At 72.3% G+C, this 16,317-nt stretch carries 17 protein-coding genes; 8 read left to right on the top strand and 9 right to left on the bottom strand.

From position 1 onward, the window contains the following. Positions 1-16: 16 nt before the first annotated feature. On the top strand, positions 17-1,072 hold the full coding sequence (locus OHA89_RS14940) for an NAD(P)-dependent alcohol dehydrogenase (protein WP_266607914.1): 1,056 nt from the start codon (positions 17-19) through the stop codon (positions 1,070-1,072). Positions 1,073-1,184: 112 nt separating this feature from the next. On the opposite strand, the gene OHA89_RS14935 is transcribed toward OHA89_RS14940, so the two are convergent. The 3 genes from OHA89_RS14935 to OHA89_RS14925 form a co-directional block, all read right to left on the bottom strand. Further along, positions 1,185-1,538: a hypothetical protein gene (locus tag OHA89_RS14935; RefSeq protein WP_406368501.1), complete on the bottom strand. Its 354-nt coding sequence runs from the start codon at positions 1,536-1,538 to the stop codon at positions 1,185-1,187. Between the two features lie 146 nt (positions 1,539-1,684). Beyond that, entirely contained in the window at positions 1,685-2,347 is a 663-nt protein-coding gene (gene msrA / locus OHA89_RS14930) for a peptide-methionine (S)-S-oxide reductase MsrA (RefSeq protein ID WP_406366361.1), read from the bottom strand. Positions 2,348-2,464: 117 nt separating this feature from the next. Continuing rightward, positions 2,465-3,571: a hypothetical protein gene (locus OHA89_RS14925; RefSeq protein ID WP_257554502.1), complete on the bottom strand. Its 1,107-nt coding sequence runs from the start codon at positions 3,569-3,571 to the stop codon at positions 2,465-2,467. A gap of 97 nt (positions 3,572-3,668) precedes the next feature. Here OHA89_RS14925 and OHA89_RS14920 point away from each other — a divergent pair, with 97 nt between their 5' ends. Continuing rightward, positions 3,669-4,826 carry a cystathionine gamma-synthase gene (locus tag OHA89_RS14920; protein ID WP_257554501.1) on the top strand — a complete coding sequence of 386 codons (1,158 nt, stop codon included), beginning with the start codon at positions 3,669-3,671 and terminating at the stop codon, positions 4,824-4,826. A gap of 27 nt (positions 4,827-4,853) precedes the next feature. Here OHA89_RS14920 and OHA89_RS14915 read toward each other — a convergent pair whose 3' ends face one another. The 3 genes from OHA89_RS14915 to OHA89_RS14905 are packed head-to-tail and all read right to left on the bottom strand — an operon-like array spanning position 4,854 to position 6,075. Then, positions 4,854-5,108, bottom strand: a complete 255-nt coding sequence (locus OHA89_RS14915) for a hypothetical protein (RefSeq protein ID WP_266607909.1) — start codon at positions 5,106-5,108, stop codon at positions 4,854-4,856. After that, positions 5,105-5,512 (bottom strand): sigma factor-like helix-turn-helix DNA-binding protein, encoded by a 408-nt coding sequence (locus OHA89_RS14910; protein ID WP_215148341.1) that lies wholly within the window; start codon positions 5,510-5,512, stop codon positions 5,105-5,107. The genes OHA89_RS14915 and OHA89_RS14910 overlap by 4 nt, the downstream gene beginning before the upstream one ends. Positions 5,513-5,553: 41 nt before the next feature. Continuing rightward, the gene (locus OHA89_RS14905) at positions 5,554-6,075 is read right to left on the bottom strand and encodes a MarR family winged helix-turn-helix transcriptional regulator (RefSeq protein WP_215148339.1); all 522 of its coding nucleotides are present in this window, start codon (positions 6,073-6,075) and stop codon (positions 5,554-5,556) included. A 338-nt stretch (positions 6,076-6,413) separates the two neighbouring features. Here OHA89_RS14905 and ilvA point away from each other — a divergent pair, with 338 nt between their 5' ends. The 3 genes from ilvA to OHA89_RS14890 all read left to right on the top strand — a co-directional run bounded on the left by ilvA (position 6,414) and on the right by OHA89_RS14890 (position 9,681). Then, complete coding sequence (ilvA, locus tag OHA89_RS14900) at positions 6,414-7,646, top strand: threonine ammonia-lyase (RefSeq protein ID WP_266607905.1); 1,233 nt, start codon at positions 6,414-6,416, stop codon at positions 7,644-7,646. 131 nt (positions 7,647-7,777) lie between these two features. Continuing rightward, positions 7,778-8,800: an ATP-binding cassette domain-containing protein gene (locus OHA89_RS14895; RefSeq protein ID WP_215148335.1), complete on the top strand. Its 1,023-nt coding sequence runs from the start codon at positions 7,778-7,780 to the stop codon at positions 8,798-8,800. Between the two features lie 89 nt (positions 8,801-8,889). Further along, positions 8,890-9,681 (top strand): ABC transporter permease, encoded by a 792-nt coding sequence (locus OHA89_RS14890; RefSeq protein ID WP_251065286.1) that lies wholly within the window; start codon positions 8,890-8,892, stop codon positions 9,679-9,681. Positions 9,682-9,782: 101 nt separating this feature from the next. Here OHA89_RS14890 and greA read toward each other — a convergent pair whose 3' ends face one another. Then, the gene (gene greA / locus OHA89_RS14885; protein WP_215148333.1) at positions 9,783-10,280 is read right to left on the bottom strand and encodes a transcription elongation factor GreA; all 498 of its coding nucleotides are present in this window, start codon (positions 10,278-10,280) and stop codon (positions 9,783-9,785) included. A gap of 145 nt (positions 10,281-10,425) precedes the next feature. After that, complete coding sequence (locus OHA89_RS14880) at positions 10,426-10,833, bottom strand: DUF4307 domain-containing protein (protein WP_257554497.1); 408 nt, start codon at positions 10,831-10,833, stop codon at positions 10,426-10,428. A gap of 120 nt (positions 10,834-10,953) precedes the next feature. Here OHA89_RS14880 and mca point away from each other — a divergent pair, with 120 nt between their 5' ends. Beyond that, positions 10,954-11,835 (top strand): mycothiol conjugate amidase Mca, encoded by an 882-nt coding sequence (mca, locus tag OHA89_RS14875; protein WP_215148331.1) that lies wholly within the window; start codon positions 10,954-10,956, stop codon positions 11,833-11,835. Between the two features lie 2 nt (positions 11,836-11,837). Then, complete coding sequence (locus tag OHA89_RS14870; protein WP_215148330.1) at positions 11,838-12,065, top strand: hypothetical protein; 228 nt, start codon at positions 11,838-11,840, stop codon at positions 12,063-12,065. A 55-nt stretch (positions 12,066-12,120) separates the two neighbouring features. Here OHA89_RS14870 and OHA89_RS14865 read toward each other — a convergent pair whose 3' ends face one another. Next, positions 12,121-15,345, bottom strand: coding sequence for a tetratricopeptide repeat protein (locus OHA89_RS14865; RefSeq protein WP_266607901.1), 3,225 nt, complete (start codon positions 15,343-15,345; stop codon positions 12,121-12,123). A gap of 156 nt (positions 15,346-15,501) precedes the next feature. Here OHA89_RS14865 and OHA89_RS14860 point away from each other — a divergent pair, with 156 nt between their 5' ends. Further along, complete coding sequence (locus OHA89_RS14860; RefSeq protein WP_406366357.1) at positions 15,502-16,278, top strand: DUF4344 domain-containing metallopeptidase; 777 nt, start codon at positions 15,502-15,504, stop codon at positions 16,276-16,278. Positions 16,279-16,317 lie beyond the last annotated feature (39 nt).

Raw genomic sequence — 16,317 nt, 5'->3', positions numbered from 1 at the left:
GCCGAGGAGCACCCCCATGTCCGTCACCGCCATCACCCAGGTCGCCGCCTACGCGGCCCCCGCCCCCAAGGCCCCGCTGGAGCGCATCACGGTCCCGCGCCGCCCCGTCGGCGAGCACGACGTCCTCATCGACATCAAGTACGCCGGAATCTGCCACTCCGACATCCATCAGGTCCGCGACGGCTGGGGCGAGGGCATCTACCCCATGGTCCCCGGGCACGAGATCGCCGGTGTCGTCACCGAAGTCGGCCCGGGCGTCACGAAGTTCGCGGTCGGGGACCGGGTGGGCGTCGGCTGCTTCGTCGACTCCTGCCGTGAGTGCGAGTACTGCCTGCGCGGCCAGGAGCAGTTCTGCGCCAAGGGAATGACCGGCACGTACAACGCCATCGACAAGAACGGCGAGCCCACGTACGGCGGTTACTCCAGCCACATCGTCGTCGACGAGAACTACACCGTCCGCATACCCGACGGCCTCGCCCTCGACATCGCCGCCCCGCTGCTGTGCGCCGGCATCACCCTGTACTCCCCGCTCCGCCACTGGCAGGCGGGCCCCGGCAAGAAGGTCGCCATCGTCGGCCTGGGCGGCCTCGGGCACATGGGAGTGAAGATCGCCCACGCGCTGGGCGCGGAGGTCACCGTGCTGTCGCAGACCCTGCGCAAGAAGGAGGACGGCCTGGGGCTCGGCGCCACCCACTACTACGCCACGAACGACGAGACCACCTTCGAGAAGCTCGCCGGCAGCTTCGACCTGATCCTGTCCACGGTCTCCGCGCCGCTCGGCCTGGACGCGTACCTCGCCCTGCTGAAGGTCGACGGCGCGCTGGTGAACGTCGGCGCCCCGGAGGAGCCGGTCGCGCTCAACCTCTTCTCCGTCATAGGCGGCCGCAAGTCCCTCGCCGGATCGATGATCGGCGGGATCGCCGAGACCCAGGAGATGCTGGACTTCTGCGCCGAGCACGGCCTGGGCTCGGAGATCGAACTGATCCGCGCCGAGGAGGTCAACGAGGCGTACGAACGCGTACTGGCGAGCGACGTCCGCTACCGCTTCGTGATCGACGCCTCGACCATCTGAGCCGCGGCTTACAGGGCGTTGAAGGGCGGAACGATACGGACCACGACATGGGCGGGAATGCCTCCTGCGACGTGCGCGTGATCGGGGTCGTACTCCCAGCGCCAGTCGTGGCTCACGGCCGGTGGACGTCCAGGGCGGTGTGCGCCGCGTCGAGGATTCTGCCGATCTCGGCGGCTGCCCGCCGGGCCTGTGTGGCGTCGCCGGTGGCTGCCGCGTCCTCCCAGCGGCGCAACCGCTCGGCCAGGTGTGGTTGGCGCTGGATGTGCACGTATGCCGCCCATTGGGCAATGAACCGTTGCAAGGGGGCGAGGTCGGAGCCCTGCCGGGACTGGTCCGCGGCCTCGTCCAGCTCGCGGGTGAACGCGGGCAGGGCCGCCGGGGCGACCTGCGCGATGGCCTGCCGCAGCGCGGTCACGGTGGCCGGCGGCTGCGGGATGAGCGGCTGCCCGGCGGCGGACGTGGTCACGGTTGTTCCCATGGGCGAGATTCTGGGCCCCGGCGCCAGCGTACCCACCGCAATGAGTGGGCCCCCACCCGAACGGGTGAGCCGTTCGTGCAAGGCGGGAGCGGCGGCCGCGCAGGGCGCCGCTCCCGCCGGGGTCGGGCGGGCCGTTACTGCGCGGGGGCCACGCCGATCGGGCAGCTCACGCCCGTGCCGCCGATGCCGCAGTAGCCGCCCGGGTTGCGGTCGAGGTACTGCTGGTGGTGGGTTTCCGCCGGCCAGAACGGGCGGTCCGTCGCCGGGAGGACGGCCGTGCTGATCTCGCCGTGGCCCGAGGCGGTGAGGACCTGCTGGTAGGCCGTGCGGGAGGCCTCGGCCGTCGCCTGGTGGGCAGGGGAGTGGGTGTAGACCGCCGAGCGGTACTGGGTGCCCACGTCATTGCCCTGGCGGAAGCCCTGGGTCGGGTCGTGGGACTCCCAGAACAGCTTGAGCAGGGTCTCGTACGAGACCTGCGCCGGGTCGAAGACCACGCGGACGACCTCGGTGTGGCCGGTCTGGCCCGAGCACACCTCCTCGTACGTCGGGTTCTCGGTGAAGCCGCCCTGGTAGCCGGCCAGGGTGGTCCACACCCCCGGGGTCTGCCAGAACTTGCGCTCCGCACCCCAGAAACAGCCCAGACCGAAGTCGGCGACCTCCAGGCCCTCCGGGTACGGGCCGGCCAGCGGGTTGCCCAGCACGGTGTGCTTTGCGGGCAGGGCGAAGAGAGGCTCAGGGCGGCCCTTCAGGGCCTCCTCGCGGGTGGGGAGCTCGGGCGTGCGGCGGTACGAGAACATGGAATTCCCTCCTTGTACGCATGACAACGGGCCAGGGCGGGCGGGGATTCCCGGCCCGTCGGACCCGTAAGGCCTGCGTAAGATCCCGGCCCGTCGGCCCGTCGGCCCGTCGGCCCGTCAGTGCGGCAGCGTCGCCGGGGAGCCGCCGTTCGCCTCGTAGCCCGCGACCGCCAGCGCCCGGTACACCGCGTACTGCGCCGCCGGGTCCTCCGAGGCCGACCACGGCAGGGCTCCCACGTAGCCGTCCACGTGCCGGACCTGCTCCATGGCCTCCGCCCAGCGCTCCATGTTGACCAGGAACAGCAGCAGCAGATGCCGTACGTGCGCCAGCATCGGGTCGTCCTGGCGCGCCGTGTGGACCGCGTACAGCGCGCCCTCCACCGCCCGCGTCACGACCGCGCCCTGGTAGAAGCTCCCGACCAGGACCACGTCCGGCAGGTTCTCGTACAGCGCGAAGAGAGGCAGCGCCGCCAGCAGCGAGCCCTGCGGGGCGCGGGCCGCGGCCGCGTGCGAGAAGGCGTCCGCCTGCTCCCGCGAGCCGTGCCACTTCCCGCACCAGTAGTGCAGCGCCGCCAGATGCGCGCCCATGTGCGCCGGGGCCCGGTCGATGACCTTCGCCCACAGCGTGTCGAACTCCGCCTCCGAGTACGCGAGCCCCCGCGCGATCGCCAGCTCCGTGATGTAGGGGACCGGGTCACCCGGCGACAGCAGCGCCGCCTTGCGGCACGCCTCCCGCGCCTCCTCCAGGATGATCCGGTGGTCCTGCGAGCCGACCCCGCCCGAGCTCCGCCACGCCTGCTGCACCAGCAGTTCTGCGTGGACCTGCGCGCCGGCCGCGTCCTTCTCCGCCTCCAGCCGCCACGCCTTCAGCCACTGCGCGCCCACACCCGGCTGCTGTACGAGCTCCAGCGCGGCCGCGCCACCGAAGGCCTGCACGCGCTGCCAGCGCTGCTCGCCGTCCTTGGGGGTCCCGGCGAGCAGCTGGGAGGCCGCCTGCCACTGGCCGGTCGACCGGACGTTGTCGAGGGCGTCCATCAGGTCCCGGTCCGGCCCGGGGATCCGGATGTCGAGATCCTCCTGCCGGTCGAATCCGTAGTTCGCGGGGTCGGCGGCGTCCGGGCTGCCCGGGGCGACCAGGCGAATACCGCCGCGCTTGCGCCGTATGTACGGACTGACGACGAACACGATCATGAGGATCGCGAACAGGAACAACAGAATCTCCATGCCCCAAGCGAACCAGACCGAGGGGTGCACAGGCCAATGGCCTTCCAACGGCAGGCCAGGAGAGGAGCAATCCCCATGCGGGGCTTAGGCTCTGCCCATGAGCGACGACAGCCACGAGCACCAGAGCTTCGAGACCCGCGCGATCCACGCGGGCAACACGGCGGACCCGCTGACCGGCGCGGTCGTACCGCCGATCTACCAGGTCTCCACGTACAAGCAGGACGGCGTCGGGGGTCTGCGCGGCGGCTACGAGTACAGCCGCAGCGGCAACCCGACCCGCACCGCGCTGGAGGAGAACCTCGCGGCGCTGGAGGGCGGCCGGCGCGGGCTCGCCTTCGCGTCCGGGCTCGCCGCCGAGGACTGCCTGCTGCGGACGATGCTCTCCCCGGGCGACCACGTGGTCATCCCCAACGACGCCTACGGCGGCACCTTCCGCCTCTTCGCGAAGGTCGTCTCCCGCTGGGGCGTGGAGTGGTCGGTGGCCGACACCTCCGACGCGGCCGCCGTCCGCGCCGCCATCACCCCCAAGACCAAGCTCATCTGGGTCGAGACCCCTTCCAACCCGCTGCTCGGCATCACCGACATCGCCGTGGTCGCCGACATCGCGCGCACGGCCGGCGCCCGGCTGGTCGTGGACAACACCTTCGCGTCCCCCTACCTCCAGCAGCCCCTCGCGCTCGGCGCGGACGTGGTCGTGCACTCGCTGACCAAGTACATGGGCGGCCACTCCGACGTGGTCGGCGGCGCGCTGGTCACCGCCGACGCGGCGCTGGGCGAGGAGCTGGCCTACCACCAGAACGCCATGGGCGCGGTGGCCGGGCCGTTCGACTCCTGGATCGTGCTGCGCGGCATCAAGACCCTGGCCGTACGGATGGACCGGCACGCGGAGAACGCGGCCAAGATCGTGGACGTGCTCCAGCGCCACCCGAAGGTCACCAAGGTCCTCTACCCGGGCCTGCCCGAGCACCCCGGCCACGACATCGCCGCCAAGCAGATGCGCAACTTCGGCGGGATGATCTCCTTCCGGGTCGCCGGCGGCGAGGAAGAGGCCGTCGCGGTCTGCGGCCGCACCAAGATCTTCACCCTGGCCGAGTCCCTGGGCGGCGTCGAGTCGCTCATCGAGCACCCGGGCCGCATGACCCACGCCTCGGTGGCCGGCTCGGCCCTGGAGGTTCCCGCGGACCTGATCCGCGTCTCGGTCGGCATCGAGAACGCCGACGACCTCATCGCGGACCTGACCCAGGCTCTGGGCTGACCGCGTCACCGTCCTGGAGGGCTGGGGCTACCAGCCCTCCAGGGGCGGTGAGATGTCCGCCGGGGGCGTGACCCACGGCTGGGTCAGGGCGGCCCAGACCGTGAAGGCCACCGCCGCCGCGAAGAGCAGCGCCCAGCCGAACCCGCGGAGCATCCGGCGGCGGCGCAGCAGACGGTCGCCGCGGGCCGCCGCGCCCGCCGCGAGATCGGCCGGGACCACCGGGTACGGGCCCTCCAGGAGCCGTCTGACCCGGGCTTCCTTCCGGTCCGGGAAGCCGCTCACCGCAGCTCCGCCACGGCCCGGTTGCACAGCACGCGGACCCGCTCGGCCGGGAGCCCCAGCTGCGCCGCCGTGACTTCCTCCGCGACCCCCTCGTAGATCCGCAGGACCAGTACGAGCCGCTCCAGCGGGCTCAGCCGGGCCAGCACCCCTGTCCCGCCCTGGTGGCGCCGGCCGGTGCGGGCGAAGGCGGCGCACAGCTCCTGGCGGGTGAAGTCGTACGGGTCGTCCCCGCGCAGCCGCTGCCAGTTCGCGTACGTACGGGCCAGCGCGCCCGCCAGCAGCCGGCGCGCGGGCTCCGGCTCACCGGTCAGCAGGATCGCGACGTGCAGCAGCCGCCCCGCCGCGCCTGCGACGAAGGCCTGGAACTCCGTGTAGGAGCCTGCCCGTTGGTCAACCGCCCGCATGCTTCACATAGTGCGGGCAGCGGGTCCGTCCAGGTCAAGAGTCAGGACGCGGGACCGGCGTCGGCGACGGCCGCCATCAGCTCCGACAGCGACACGTTGAACCGGGTCAGCAGTTTCGTGAAGGACTCGCGCTCCTCCTCGCTCCACTCGTCCGTCACGCGCGCCATCAGCTCGCGCCGCGAGGAGCGCACCTCCTCCAGCCGCGCCAGCCCGCGCGGGGACAGCGCGAGGACCACGGCCCGCCCGTCCTCGGGGTGCGAGGTCCGCTTGACCAGACCGGTGTCGACCAGCGGCGCGACCTGCCGGGTCACCGTGGACGAGTCGATGCCCATGCCGCCGGCGAGCGCCTTGACGCCCATCGGCCCCTCCAGGTCGAGCCGGTTCAGCAGCAGGTACGCGGCCCGGTCCATCGAGTTGCGGGCCTGGCCGACGCCGCCCAGGCGGGTCTGCTCGGCGCGGCGTGCGAAGACGGCCACCTGGTGCTGGAGCGCGTCGAGGAGACCCGCTCCGGCAGGCGCTTCGCCCGCCACGGGCAGATGGGAATTGGCCGGGGATGAAGGCATGGCCGTGGGCTCTCTTCGCATGGGTCCGACAAGGATGGGGGACAGAGTACGCGGCCGTACGGCGCCTCGTACGGCTCGTACGAGAACTGGTACGGCCCGTCAGCGCAGCCGCTCCGCAGCCGTCCCGGTTGGCCTGATTTCGCCCCTCTCGCACCCCTCTCGCACCGCCCGCGCACCCTCCTCGCGGCCGGCTCGCGCACCCTTCCCGAGAGCCGCTTCCGGCCCTTTCCCGCCCCCTTCCTGTTTCGTTCCCGCCCTCTTCCCGCCCTCTTCCCGTCACCTTTCCGCCCCCTTCGCCGCGCAGAGCCCGGCCGCGCGCGGGCTGCGAGACTGGCGGCATGAACTACCGCGTGCCCGAGCCCGTCCCGCAGGTCATCCTCGACGACATCCGGGGGGCTCAGAAGATGCTCTCCGGCGTCTCCCGGGTCACCGCGATGGAGGGCAGCCGGCACCTCTCCTCGCTCACCGGCTCCCCGGTCCACCTCAAGTGCGAGAACCTCCAGCGCACCGGCTCCTTCAAGCTGCGCGGGGCGTACGTGCGCATCGCCGGCCTGCGGCCCGAGCAGCGGGCCGCGGGTGTCGTGGCAGCCAGCGCCGGCAACCACGCGCAGGGCGTGGCGCTGGCCTCCTCCCTCCTCGGGGTCCGCTCCACGGTGTTCATGCCCGTCGGGGCGCCGCTGCCCAAGGTGGCCGCGACGCAGGAGTACGGCGCCGAGGTGCGCATGCACGGGCACGTCGTCGACGAGACCCTGGCCGCCGCCCAGGACTACGCGGACCGCACCGGGGCGGTGTTCATCCACCCCTTCGACCACCCCGACATCATCGCGGGCCAGGGCACCGTGGGCCTGGAGATCCTGGAGCAGTGCCCCGAGGTGCGCACGATCCTCGTCGGCATCGGCGGCGGCGGTCTCGCCGCGGGAGTCGCGGTCGCCGTGAAAGCGCTGCGCCCCGACGTGAAGGTGATCGGCGTCCAGGCGGCGGGCGCGGCCGCGTACCCGCCCTCGCTGAAGGTCGGGCACCCGGTGTCGATCGACAACCCGAACACGATGGCGGACGGCATCAAGGTAGGCCGCCCCGGCGACGTCCCCTTCAAAATCATCGGCGAGCTCCTCGACGACGTGCGTACGGTCTCCGAGGACGCGCTCTCCAGTGCCCTGCTGCTGTGCCTGGAGCGGGCCAAGCTGGTGGTCGAGCCGGCCGGGTGCAGCACGGTCGCCGCGCTGCTGAGCGAGCCCGAACGGTACGGCGGGGGTCCGGTGGTGGCCGTCCTGTCAGGCGGGAACGTCGACCCGCTGCTGCTCCAGCGGATCCTGCGCCACGGCATGGCGGCGGCGGGCCGGTACCTGTCGCTGCGGCTGCGCGTGGCCGACCGGCCGGGGGCCCTGGCCGGGCTCCTGGGCGTGTTGTCAGTGGTCGATGCGAACGTACTTGATGTGAGCCACGTACGGACCGACCCGCGGCTCGGGCTCACGGAGGTGGAGGTCGAGCTGCACCTGGAGACGAAGGGTCCGGAGCACTGTGCGGAGGTCGCGCGGTCGCTGCACAGCGCGGGGTACAAGGTGATGAGCTAGCGCTGTGTGACGAGCCGGGAAGCGGAGGTGGTACGTCCCCCGTTGAGCCGGGCGAGGGATGTCCGGCGCCCATAAGCTTTGCCTAGGAACGCCCCGATTTCTGCTGGTCCGATCACACTGGGAGAATCCGTATGCCAGGCGCGATCTACGCCGAAGGCCTGGTCAAGTCCTTCGGCGACGTACGGGCCCTGGACGGCGTGGACCTCGATGTCCCCGAAGGCACCGTCCTGGGCCTGCTCGGCCCCAACGGCGCGGGCAAGACCACGACCGTGCGCGTCCTGACCACCCTCCTGCGCCCCGACAGCGGCAAGGCAGTCGTCGCCGGCCTGGACGTCCTCAAGTACCCCAACGAGGTCCGCCGGGCCATCGGCCTGTCCGGCCAGTTCGCCGCCGTCGACGAGTACCTCACCGGCCGCGAGAACCTCCAGATGGTCGGCCAGCTCTACCAGATGAGGGCCAAGGCGGCGAAGGCGCGCGCCGACGAACTCCTCGAGCGCTTCAACCTCGCCGACGCCGCCGACCGCACCGCCAAGACCTACTCCGGCGGCATGCGCAGGCGCCTCGACCTCGCGGCCGCCCTCGTCGTCAGCCCGCCCGTGATGTTCATGGACGAGCCGACCACCGGACTCGACCCGCGCAACCGCCAGCAGCTGTGGGGGATCATCCAGGAACTGGTCGCCGGCGGCACCACCCTGCTGCTCACCACCCAGTACCTGGAGGAGGCCGACCACCTCGCGCACGACATCTGCGTGGTCGACCAGGGCAAGGTCATCGCGCGCGGCACCTCCGACCAGCTCAAGGCCCGTACGGGCGGCGAGCGCGTGGAGGTCGTCGTCCACGAGCGCGACCACATAGCCACCGCGCGCGAGGTGCTCGCCGTCTTCGGCAAGGGCGAGACCACCGTCGAGGAACACACCCGCAAGCTCACCGTGCCCGTCTCGGGCGGCGCCAAGCTGCTCGCCGAGGTCATCCGCGAGCTGGACGGCCGTGGCATCGAGATCGACGACATCGGGCTGCGCCGCCCGACCCTCGACGACGTGTTCATCTCCCTGACCGGCCACGCGGCCGAACTGGCCACCGACGAGAACGGCGACGGCGCCCCCGCCGCCGACGCCAAGGGCCGCAAGACAGCGCTGAAGGAGAAGGCGAAGTGACCATCACCTCCCCGACCCCGGGCACCCCGGGCTCCTCCCCGATCAGGGAACTCGCGGCACCCCGCCCGCGCGGCGGCATCGTCCAGGGCATGAACGACTCCCTGGTGATCGCCAAGCGGAACCTGATCCGGATGTCCCGGATCCCCGAGATGATCATCTTCGGTGTGATCCAGCCGGTCATGTTCGTCGTGCTCTTCAGCTACGTCTTCGGCGGCTCCATCAGCGTCGGCGGCAACACCTCGCCCGCCGCCTACCGCGAGTTCCTGATGGCCGGCATCTTCGCCCAGACCGTCACCTTCGCCACCGCCGGCGCGGGCGCGGGCATCGCGGACGACATGCACAAAGGCCTGATCGACCGCTTCCGCTCACTGCCCATGGCCCGCGGCGCGGTCCTCACCGGCCGCACGCTCGCCGACCTCGTCCAGACCACGCTGACCCTCGTGGTCCTCGCGATCGTGGCCCTGCTCGTCGGCTGGCGCACCCACACGAGCATGGGCGAGGTGCTCGCCGGCTTCGCCCTGCTGCTCCTGCTCGGCTACGCCTTCTCCTGGATCGGCGCCCTGATCGGCCTGTCGGTGCGCACCCCGGAGGCGGCCACCTCGGGCGGGCTGATCTGGCTCTTCCCGCTGACGTTCATCTCGAACGCCTTCGTCCCCTCCGAGAACATGCCGCCGTTCCTGCGGACCATCGCGGAGTGGAACCCCTTCAGCGCCACCGTCCAGGCGGCCCGCGTGCTCTTCGGCAACCTCCCGGAGGGCTACCCGGTCCCGGAGGCCTGGCCGATGCAGCACCCGATCCTGGCGTCCGTCCTCTGGTCGCTGCTGATCATCGTGGTCTTCCGGAGCCTCGCGGTCCGCAAGTACCGCTCGGCGACCGCGTAGGCCCGTACGCGCCCGCCCGCCCGCCCGTACGCACGCTGCACGCACCGATGCCCGGCCGGGTTCTCCCGGCCGGGCATCAGCGTGTGTATGAAGGGGGGTGATCAGCCGGTGAAGGGCTTGACGTCAAGGATCTTGACGGAGGCCTTCTTGCCGTTCGGGAGCTCGTACTGGGCGTCCTCGCCGATCGCCTTGCCCAGCACGCCGCTGCCCAGCGGGGACTGGGGCGAGTACGTCTCGAAGTCCGAGGACGCGTACTCGCGGGACGCCAGCAGGAACTCCATGGTGTCGTCCTCGTCGCCATCGAAGGCGATCTTGACGAGTGTGCCGGGCGCCACCACGCCGTCGGACGCGGGCGCGGTCCCGACCTTGGCATTCTCCAGGAGCTGCGTCAGCTGTCGGACGCGGAGCTCCTGCTTTCCCTGCTCTTCCTTGGCCGCGTGGTAACCGCCGTTCTCACGCAGGTCGCCCTCCTCGCGGGCGGCTGCGATCTTCGTGGCGATCTCCGTGCGTGCGGGACCAGAGAGGTAGTCCAGCTCTGCCTTCAGCTGGTCGTACGCCGCCTGGGTCAGCCAGGTGACGCTTTCGCTCGTCTGGGTCACGGGTGCTCCTCGTCGGTACAGGGGACTACTAGGCCGCCAGCGGCGGACGAAACCACGAGCCTAACAATTCGGGAAGAAAAGGGGGAGGACCCGCGAGTCCGTTTGCCCGCCGTCCGTGGTCCGTACCCTGTCCCGGGCCGTGTCCTCAGCGGGCCGCCGGCTGGCAGCCGACCAGCTCGATCATTGTGGCGCGGCTCGTCGTCCTGAGCGAGACGACCTCGTCCACACGCGCCTCGGCCTGTGCGAACGTGAAGTCCGCGCGGCCCACCTCGGCGTGCTCCTTGTCCTGGGAGCTGAGGGTGCACACCCCGGTGACCGAGGACTCCTTGCGGACCTCCAGGTGCACCTTCACCTCGGTGTCCGATTCCACCTGGAACTTGATCACCTCGGCGCTGACGCTCTGCCCCGCGACGTAGTCCCAGCCGATCCAGCCGACCACACCCAGCAGCAGGGCCCCCAGCACGGACCCGACGATCTTGAGCTTCCGGTCCGCACGCTCGTCCGCCGACCGGCCATAACGACCCTCGGGCAGCCCCTCGCGCACCGCGCTCATCGATCGTTCCTTCCGCCAGGGCGGGGCCGGATCCATGCGGACCCACCCCCGGAATTTTCCGTCCCCCGATTCGGTCACTATAGAAGCCGACTGTCACGCCGAATTGCAGAGGATCCCGTCTTGACCGAGCAGCTTCGACTGATGGCCGTCCACGCCCACCCCGACGACGAGTCGAGCAAGGGCGCGGCCACCATGGCCAAGTACGTGTCCGAGGGGGTGCCCGTGCTGGTCGTGACCTGCACCGGAGGCGAGCGCGGCTCCGTGCTGAACCCCAAGCTCCAGGGTGACAAGTACATCGAGGAGAACATCCACGAGGTACGCCGCAAGGAGATGGACGAGGCCCGCGAGATCCTCGGCGTCGAGCAGGAGTGGCTCGGCTACGTCGACTCCGGCCTGCCCGAGGGCGACCCGCTGCCCCCGCTGCCCGAGGGCTGCTTCGCACTGGAGGACGTGGACGAGGCCGCCGGCCGCCTCGTGAAGAAGATCCGCGCCTTCAAGCCGCAGGTCGTCACCACCTACGACGAGAACGGCGGCTACCCGCACCCCGACCACATCATGACCCACAAGATCTCGATGGTGGCCTTCGACGGGGCGGCCGACACCGAGAAGTACCCCGAGGCCGAGTTCGGCCCGGCGTACCAGCCGCAGAAGCTCTACTACAACCAGGGCTTCAACAAGCCGCGCACCATCGCCCTGCACGAGGCGCTGCTCTCGCGCGGCATGGAGTCCCCGTACGGGGAGTGGCTGGAGCGGTGGAAGGAGTTCGAGCGCACCGAGCGGACCCTGACCACCCACGTGCCCTGCGCGGACTTCTTCGAGATCCGTGACAAGGCGCTCGTCGCCCACGCCACGCAGATCGACCCGGACGGCGGCTGGTTCCGCGTCCCCATGGACGTCCAGCGGGAAGTCTGGCCCACGGAGGAGTACGAGCTCGCGAAGTCGCTCGTCGACACTTCCCTCCCCGAGTCCGACCTCTTCGCGGGCATCCGGGAGAATGCGTAGCTATGAGCGCTACGCAGGCAGCACTGACCCAGCTCCTCCCGCTGGCGGGTGACACCTTCGACAAGAACAAGGTGACGCCCGGCATCCTGGGCTTCATCGTGTTCGCGGCCCTCGCCATCGGGGTGTGGGGCCTGATGAAGTCGATGAACCGGCACATGGGCCGGGTCGACTTCGAGGAGGCCCCGGAGCCGGGCGCCGCCGCCCCCTCCCCGTCCGCGGACAGGACCTAGCCGACGGAGACCGCCGCCCCGCCCGTCGATCCGGCGGGGCGGCGGTCTCCGCGCGTCACACCGGCTCGGCCGCGGGCGGCGGCAGCGGGACGCCCATGATCTCCCGCGAGTGGAGGTTCGGCACCAGGCCCAGCCGCCACGCCTGCCAGCCCTCCGCCGGGTCCACCCCGCGGCCCAGGATCACGGCGTACGTCTCCAGGCAGTCCTCCAGCCGCCCGTCCCGCGCCGGATGCGGCGCCCCGGCCAGCCGGTCCAGCTCCGCCCGCGCCTCCTCCGGCGCTCCCGGCACCGTCAGGTCCGCGAAGTGGGTGTACGGGAGCAGCGTGCACCGCAGGAACCGCGCCCAGTCCTCCCCGCGCCGGTCCCCGTACGAGATGAACAGCCGTACCGCCTCCTCGCACAGGCCCAGTGCCTGCGACACCTTGGCGTTGCCCGCGTCCACCACCGCCAGCTCCAGGCAGGTCCACGCCTCGCCGTGCGCCAGCCCGATCCGCCGGAAGTCCGCCCGCGCGTCCACCAGCAGCTGCCGCGCGAAACCGGAGTTCTTCAGGTTCCCCGTCTGTGCCGCGCGCTGGTCCCGCGTCACCCGCCCCGAGTGGTGCCGCGCGTGCGCCAGCCCGTACACGTCCCGCATCCGCGAGAACATCGTCCGGGCCCGCTCCAGCTCCCGGACCGCCTGATCGCGCTCGCCGCCCTCCTCCAGCGCCTGCCCGAGGTAGTACAGCGTCCACGCCTCCCCGCGCGCGTCCTCCGCCTCCCGGTGCCGGGCCAGCGCCTCCCGCAGCCGCTCCAGCGCCGGCCCCGGATCCCCGTCCACCACCCGGGCCCGGCCCAGCTGGGTCAGCGCCCACGCCTCACCGCGGTCATCGCGCGTACGCCCGTACAGCTCGAGGGCGAGCCGCAGCTCCGCCTCCGCCCGCTTCACGTCCCCCAGCCGCAGGAACACCTGCCCCAGCTGGAAGTGCGCCCACGCCTCACCGTGCACGCTCTCGCTCTCCCGGTGCAGCGCCAGGGACTGCTCCAGCAGCGCCATCGCCTCCGCCAGCTGCGCCCGGTCCCGCTCCACGGCCGCCAGCGCGTGCAGCCCCCACGCGCGGTCGCCCGCCAGCTCCGGCGACTCCTGGAGCACCAGCGCCTCCCGGATGCGGGCCGCGGCCTCCGGGAGATTGCCCTGGTGGTGCAGGGTGATGCCCAGCGAGATCAGGGCCATGCCCGCCCCCGCGTCCTGATGGGCCTCCATGTACTGGTCCACCACCGAGGTCAGCGTCGTACGGGCCTTGTCCAGCTCACCCAGCTGCCGGGCCGCGATACCGGTACGCCACTGCACCGACCGCACCAGCCGCCCCTGCTCACCCCCTTGCCGGCTGGCCTCCACCGCCTGCGTGAGCTCGTTGATCTCACCGAGCCGGTACAGGTCGCCGCGCAGCAGACAGAAGTCGCACAGCGCGCCCAGCAGGTCCAGCACCGCCTGCTGGTCCACGCCCTCCGAGTGCCGCAGCGCGGCCGTGATGAAGCTCGACTCGTCGTCCAGCCAGCGCAGGGCCGCGTCCAGCGAGGTGAAGCCGTGCCCGCCGAACTGATTCGCGCGCGTCGACATCTTCCCGTCGACCATCCGGATCACCGAGTCCGCCAGCTGCGCGTACACCCGGATCAGCCGCTCGTGCGCGGCCGCCGCCTCAGCCCGGTCCTCCTCCGCCTCCAGCCGCTCCGCCGCGTACCCGCGCACCGCGTCGTGCATCCGGAACCGCTGGCCCCGCACCCGCTCGATCAGCCCGGCCTCCCACAGCTCCTCCAGCGCGCGCAGCGCCGACTGCTCGGGTACGTCGGCCAGCGCGGCCGCGGCCGCACCGCCGAGCGAGGCCCGCCCGGCCAGCGACAACCGCCTGAGCAGCAGCCGGGCCGGTCCGTCGAGGCGGGCATCGGCGGCCCGCAGCGCCAGCTCCACCGGGTGGCCCGGCCCGGCATCGGGCACCAGGCCCTCGCGGGCCAGCGGCGTCAGCATCCGCAGCGCCAGCGGGAGCCCGCCGCTGCGCTCCACCACGGCGGCCGCGTCCGTGTCCCGGGGCGGCGCGGCCGCCCGTACCAGCTCCGCCGCGTCCGCCTCCGCCAGCCGCTCGACCGGCAGCTGGTGCACCCACGCCGCGAGGTCCGCGGGCAGCTCCAGCGGCTCGGGCGCCGTCACCAGCACCAGACTCTCCGACCGCTCCGGCACCAGCATCCGTACCTGCGCCGCGTCCACCGCGTCATCGAGCACCACCGTCACCGGCAGCCCCTGAAGGTGCTGGTGGTACAGCTCGCCCAGCCGCCGCACCTGCTGATCCGCCGAAGCCCCCTCCCGGAACAGCAACTGCTCGCGCGGCGCCCCCAGCCGGTTCAGCAGGTGCAGCAACGCCTCCCGTGTCGACAACGGGGCCTCGCCCCGCGGCGAACCGCCCCGCAGGTCCACCACGCACGCGCCCCGGAACTGGTCCCGCAGCCCGTGCGCCGCCCGCAGCGCCAGAGCCGTCCGGCCCACCCCCGGCTCCCCGTGCAGCACCACCACGACCGGGCGGGTCTCCGTACTGGCCCGGGCCGCCTGCACCCACTGCGCGATCCGCGTCAGCTCCGCCTTCCGGCCCGCGAACAGCCCCGCCGGCTCCGGAAGCTGCCCGAAGGACTGCTCCAGGGCGCTGCGCCGCCGCGCCTCCGCGCTGCGGTCCGTCCCGCGCAGCTGCGGCGTGCTCCGGGGAGCCGTACGGGGCGCCCGCGCGGCCGCGGTGACCGCGCGCTGCTGTTCCAGGAAGGGCCGGATGCCGCGCACCTCCAGTGCCGACAGCCATTGCAGCTTCAGCTGCTCGGGCCCGCCCGGACGGCCCCGTTCCCCGGCCCGCCGGTTGGCCGCCGGCAGGTGCAGGGCCGTCACCTTCGCCACCGTCGCGACCGCTCCCGCGACACCCGTCACCGCCCCCGCGGTCAGTGCCGCACCGGCCGCGACACCGAGCGCCAGGTCCGCCCCGACGGCCGCGGCAGCCGCGACCGCCGTGACGAGTAAGGCCGTTGAGGTGTTGCCGCGCTTGAAGGCCTCGCCGAGCGACTGCTCCCCAGCCGCCGCCTCGTCCAGGGCCCGTACGTACGCCTCGTACTCCGGAGCCGCGCTCGCGGCGAGCGCGTCCAGCGCCTCCCGGGCCCGGGCCAGCAGTGCCGCCTTGTCCACCGGCGCGCCCGCCGCCGCCCGCCGCGTCTCCTCGTCGACGGCCCGCCCCAACAGCCGCTCGGCCTCACTGCGATGGCTGTCCCGCATCGGCATCCCCCTCAGAGAGCTCCGGCAACGTGCCACAAGTGTCCGTCGGGACGCTCGCGAGCGCGAGGGAATCTGAGGTAGTTCAGAGGGAGTTGGGCACCGGCAACCTCCTATAGTCGTCTCTCGTTGATCCAATTCAGGTGAACGGGGGACCCGGTGACGGCGCGAGGGATCCGTACGGCTGGGGTGGCCGCGGTCCTCGCCGGATGTGCGGCGGGGGCGCTGCTCGTGTGGGCCACGACCGGATTCGAGGAGGAGCTGCCCGACAAGGGGTTCGTCCTGCGCTACGAGGAGCCCGCGGCGGCCGACCGGCAGAACTCCCGCTTCCTGCAGGACCGGAAGATCGCCGAGTCCGTCCTCGCCGACCTCAACGACTACCTCGCCCTCCCGTACCGCGTCACCGTCGTCGCCCGCTCCTGCGCGGGCGAGGGCACTGGCTACGACCCGCAGGAGCTCCGCGTCGAGCTCTGCTACGACGATCTGACCGAGGAGCGCGAGCTGTTCGAGCGGGCGGGGGACCCGCGGCCGGACGAGCCGCTCGCCGAGGTCGTCCGCGAGACGCTCCACCACGAGGCGGGCCACGCCCTCGTGGACGCGCTGGACCTCCGGCCCGGGGGCGACCGCGCCGAGGAGGACGCCGCCGACCGCTTCGCCCAGGTGATGCTCCTGCTCCGCGACCCCGAGGGCGGTCGGACCCTCCTGACCGCCGCCCGGGCCTACGACCTCGCCGCCGCGGCCGACCCCGCCCCCGACCCCACGGACGAGCACGCCCCGCCCGCCGCCCGCGCGGAGTCCCACCGCTGCGCGGTCCGCGGCGCGGCCCCCGACCGCCACCCGGACCTCGCCACCCCGCCCCGCGCCGACTGCCCCGCCACCTGGGCCCGCACCCGCGACACCTGGACGCACGACCTGTCCCCGCTCCTTCGGCGCTGACTCCGCGTAACCCGCTTGTCGGTTCGTCCGTTGACACGA

It is taken from the genome of Streptomyces sp. NBC_01546 (genome assembly GCF_045208355.1).
In the GTDB taxonomy this organism is placed as follows: domain Bacteria; phylum Actinomycetota; class Actinomycetes; order Streptomycetales; family Streptomycetaceae; genus Streptomyces.
This window is presented reverse-complemented; position numbering and strand designations above follow the sequence as displayed.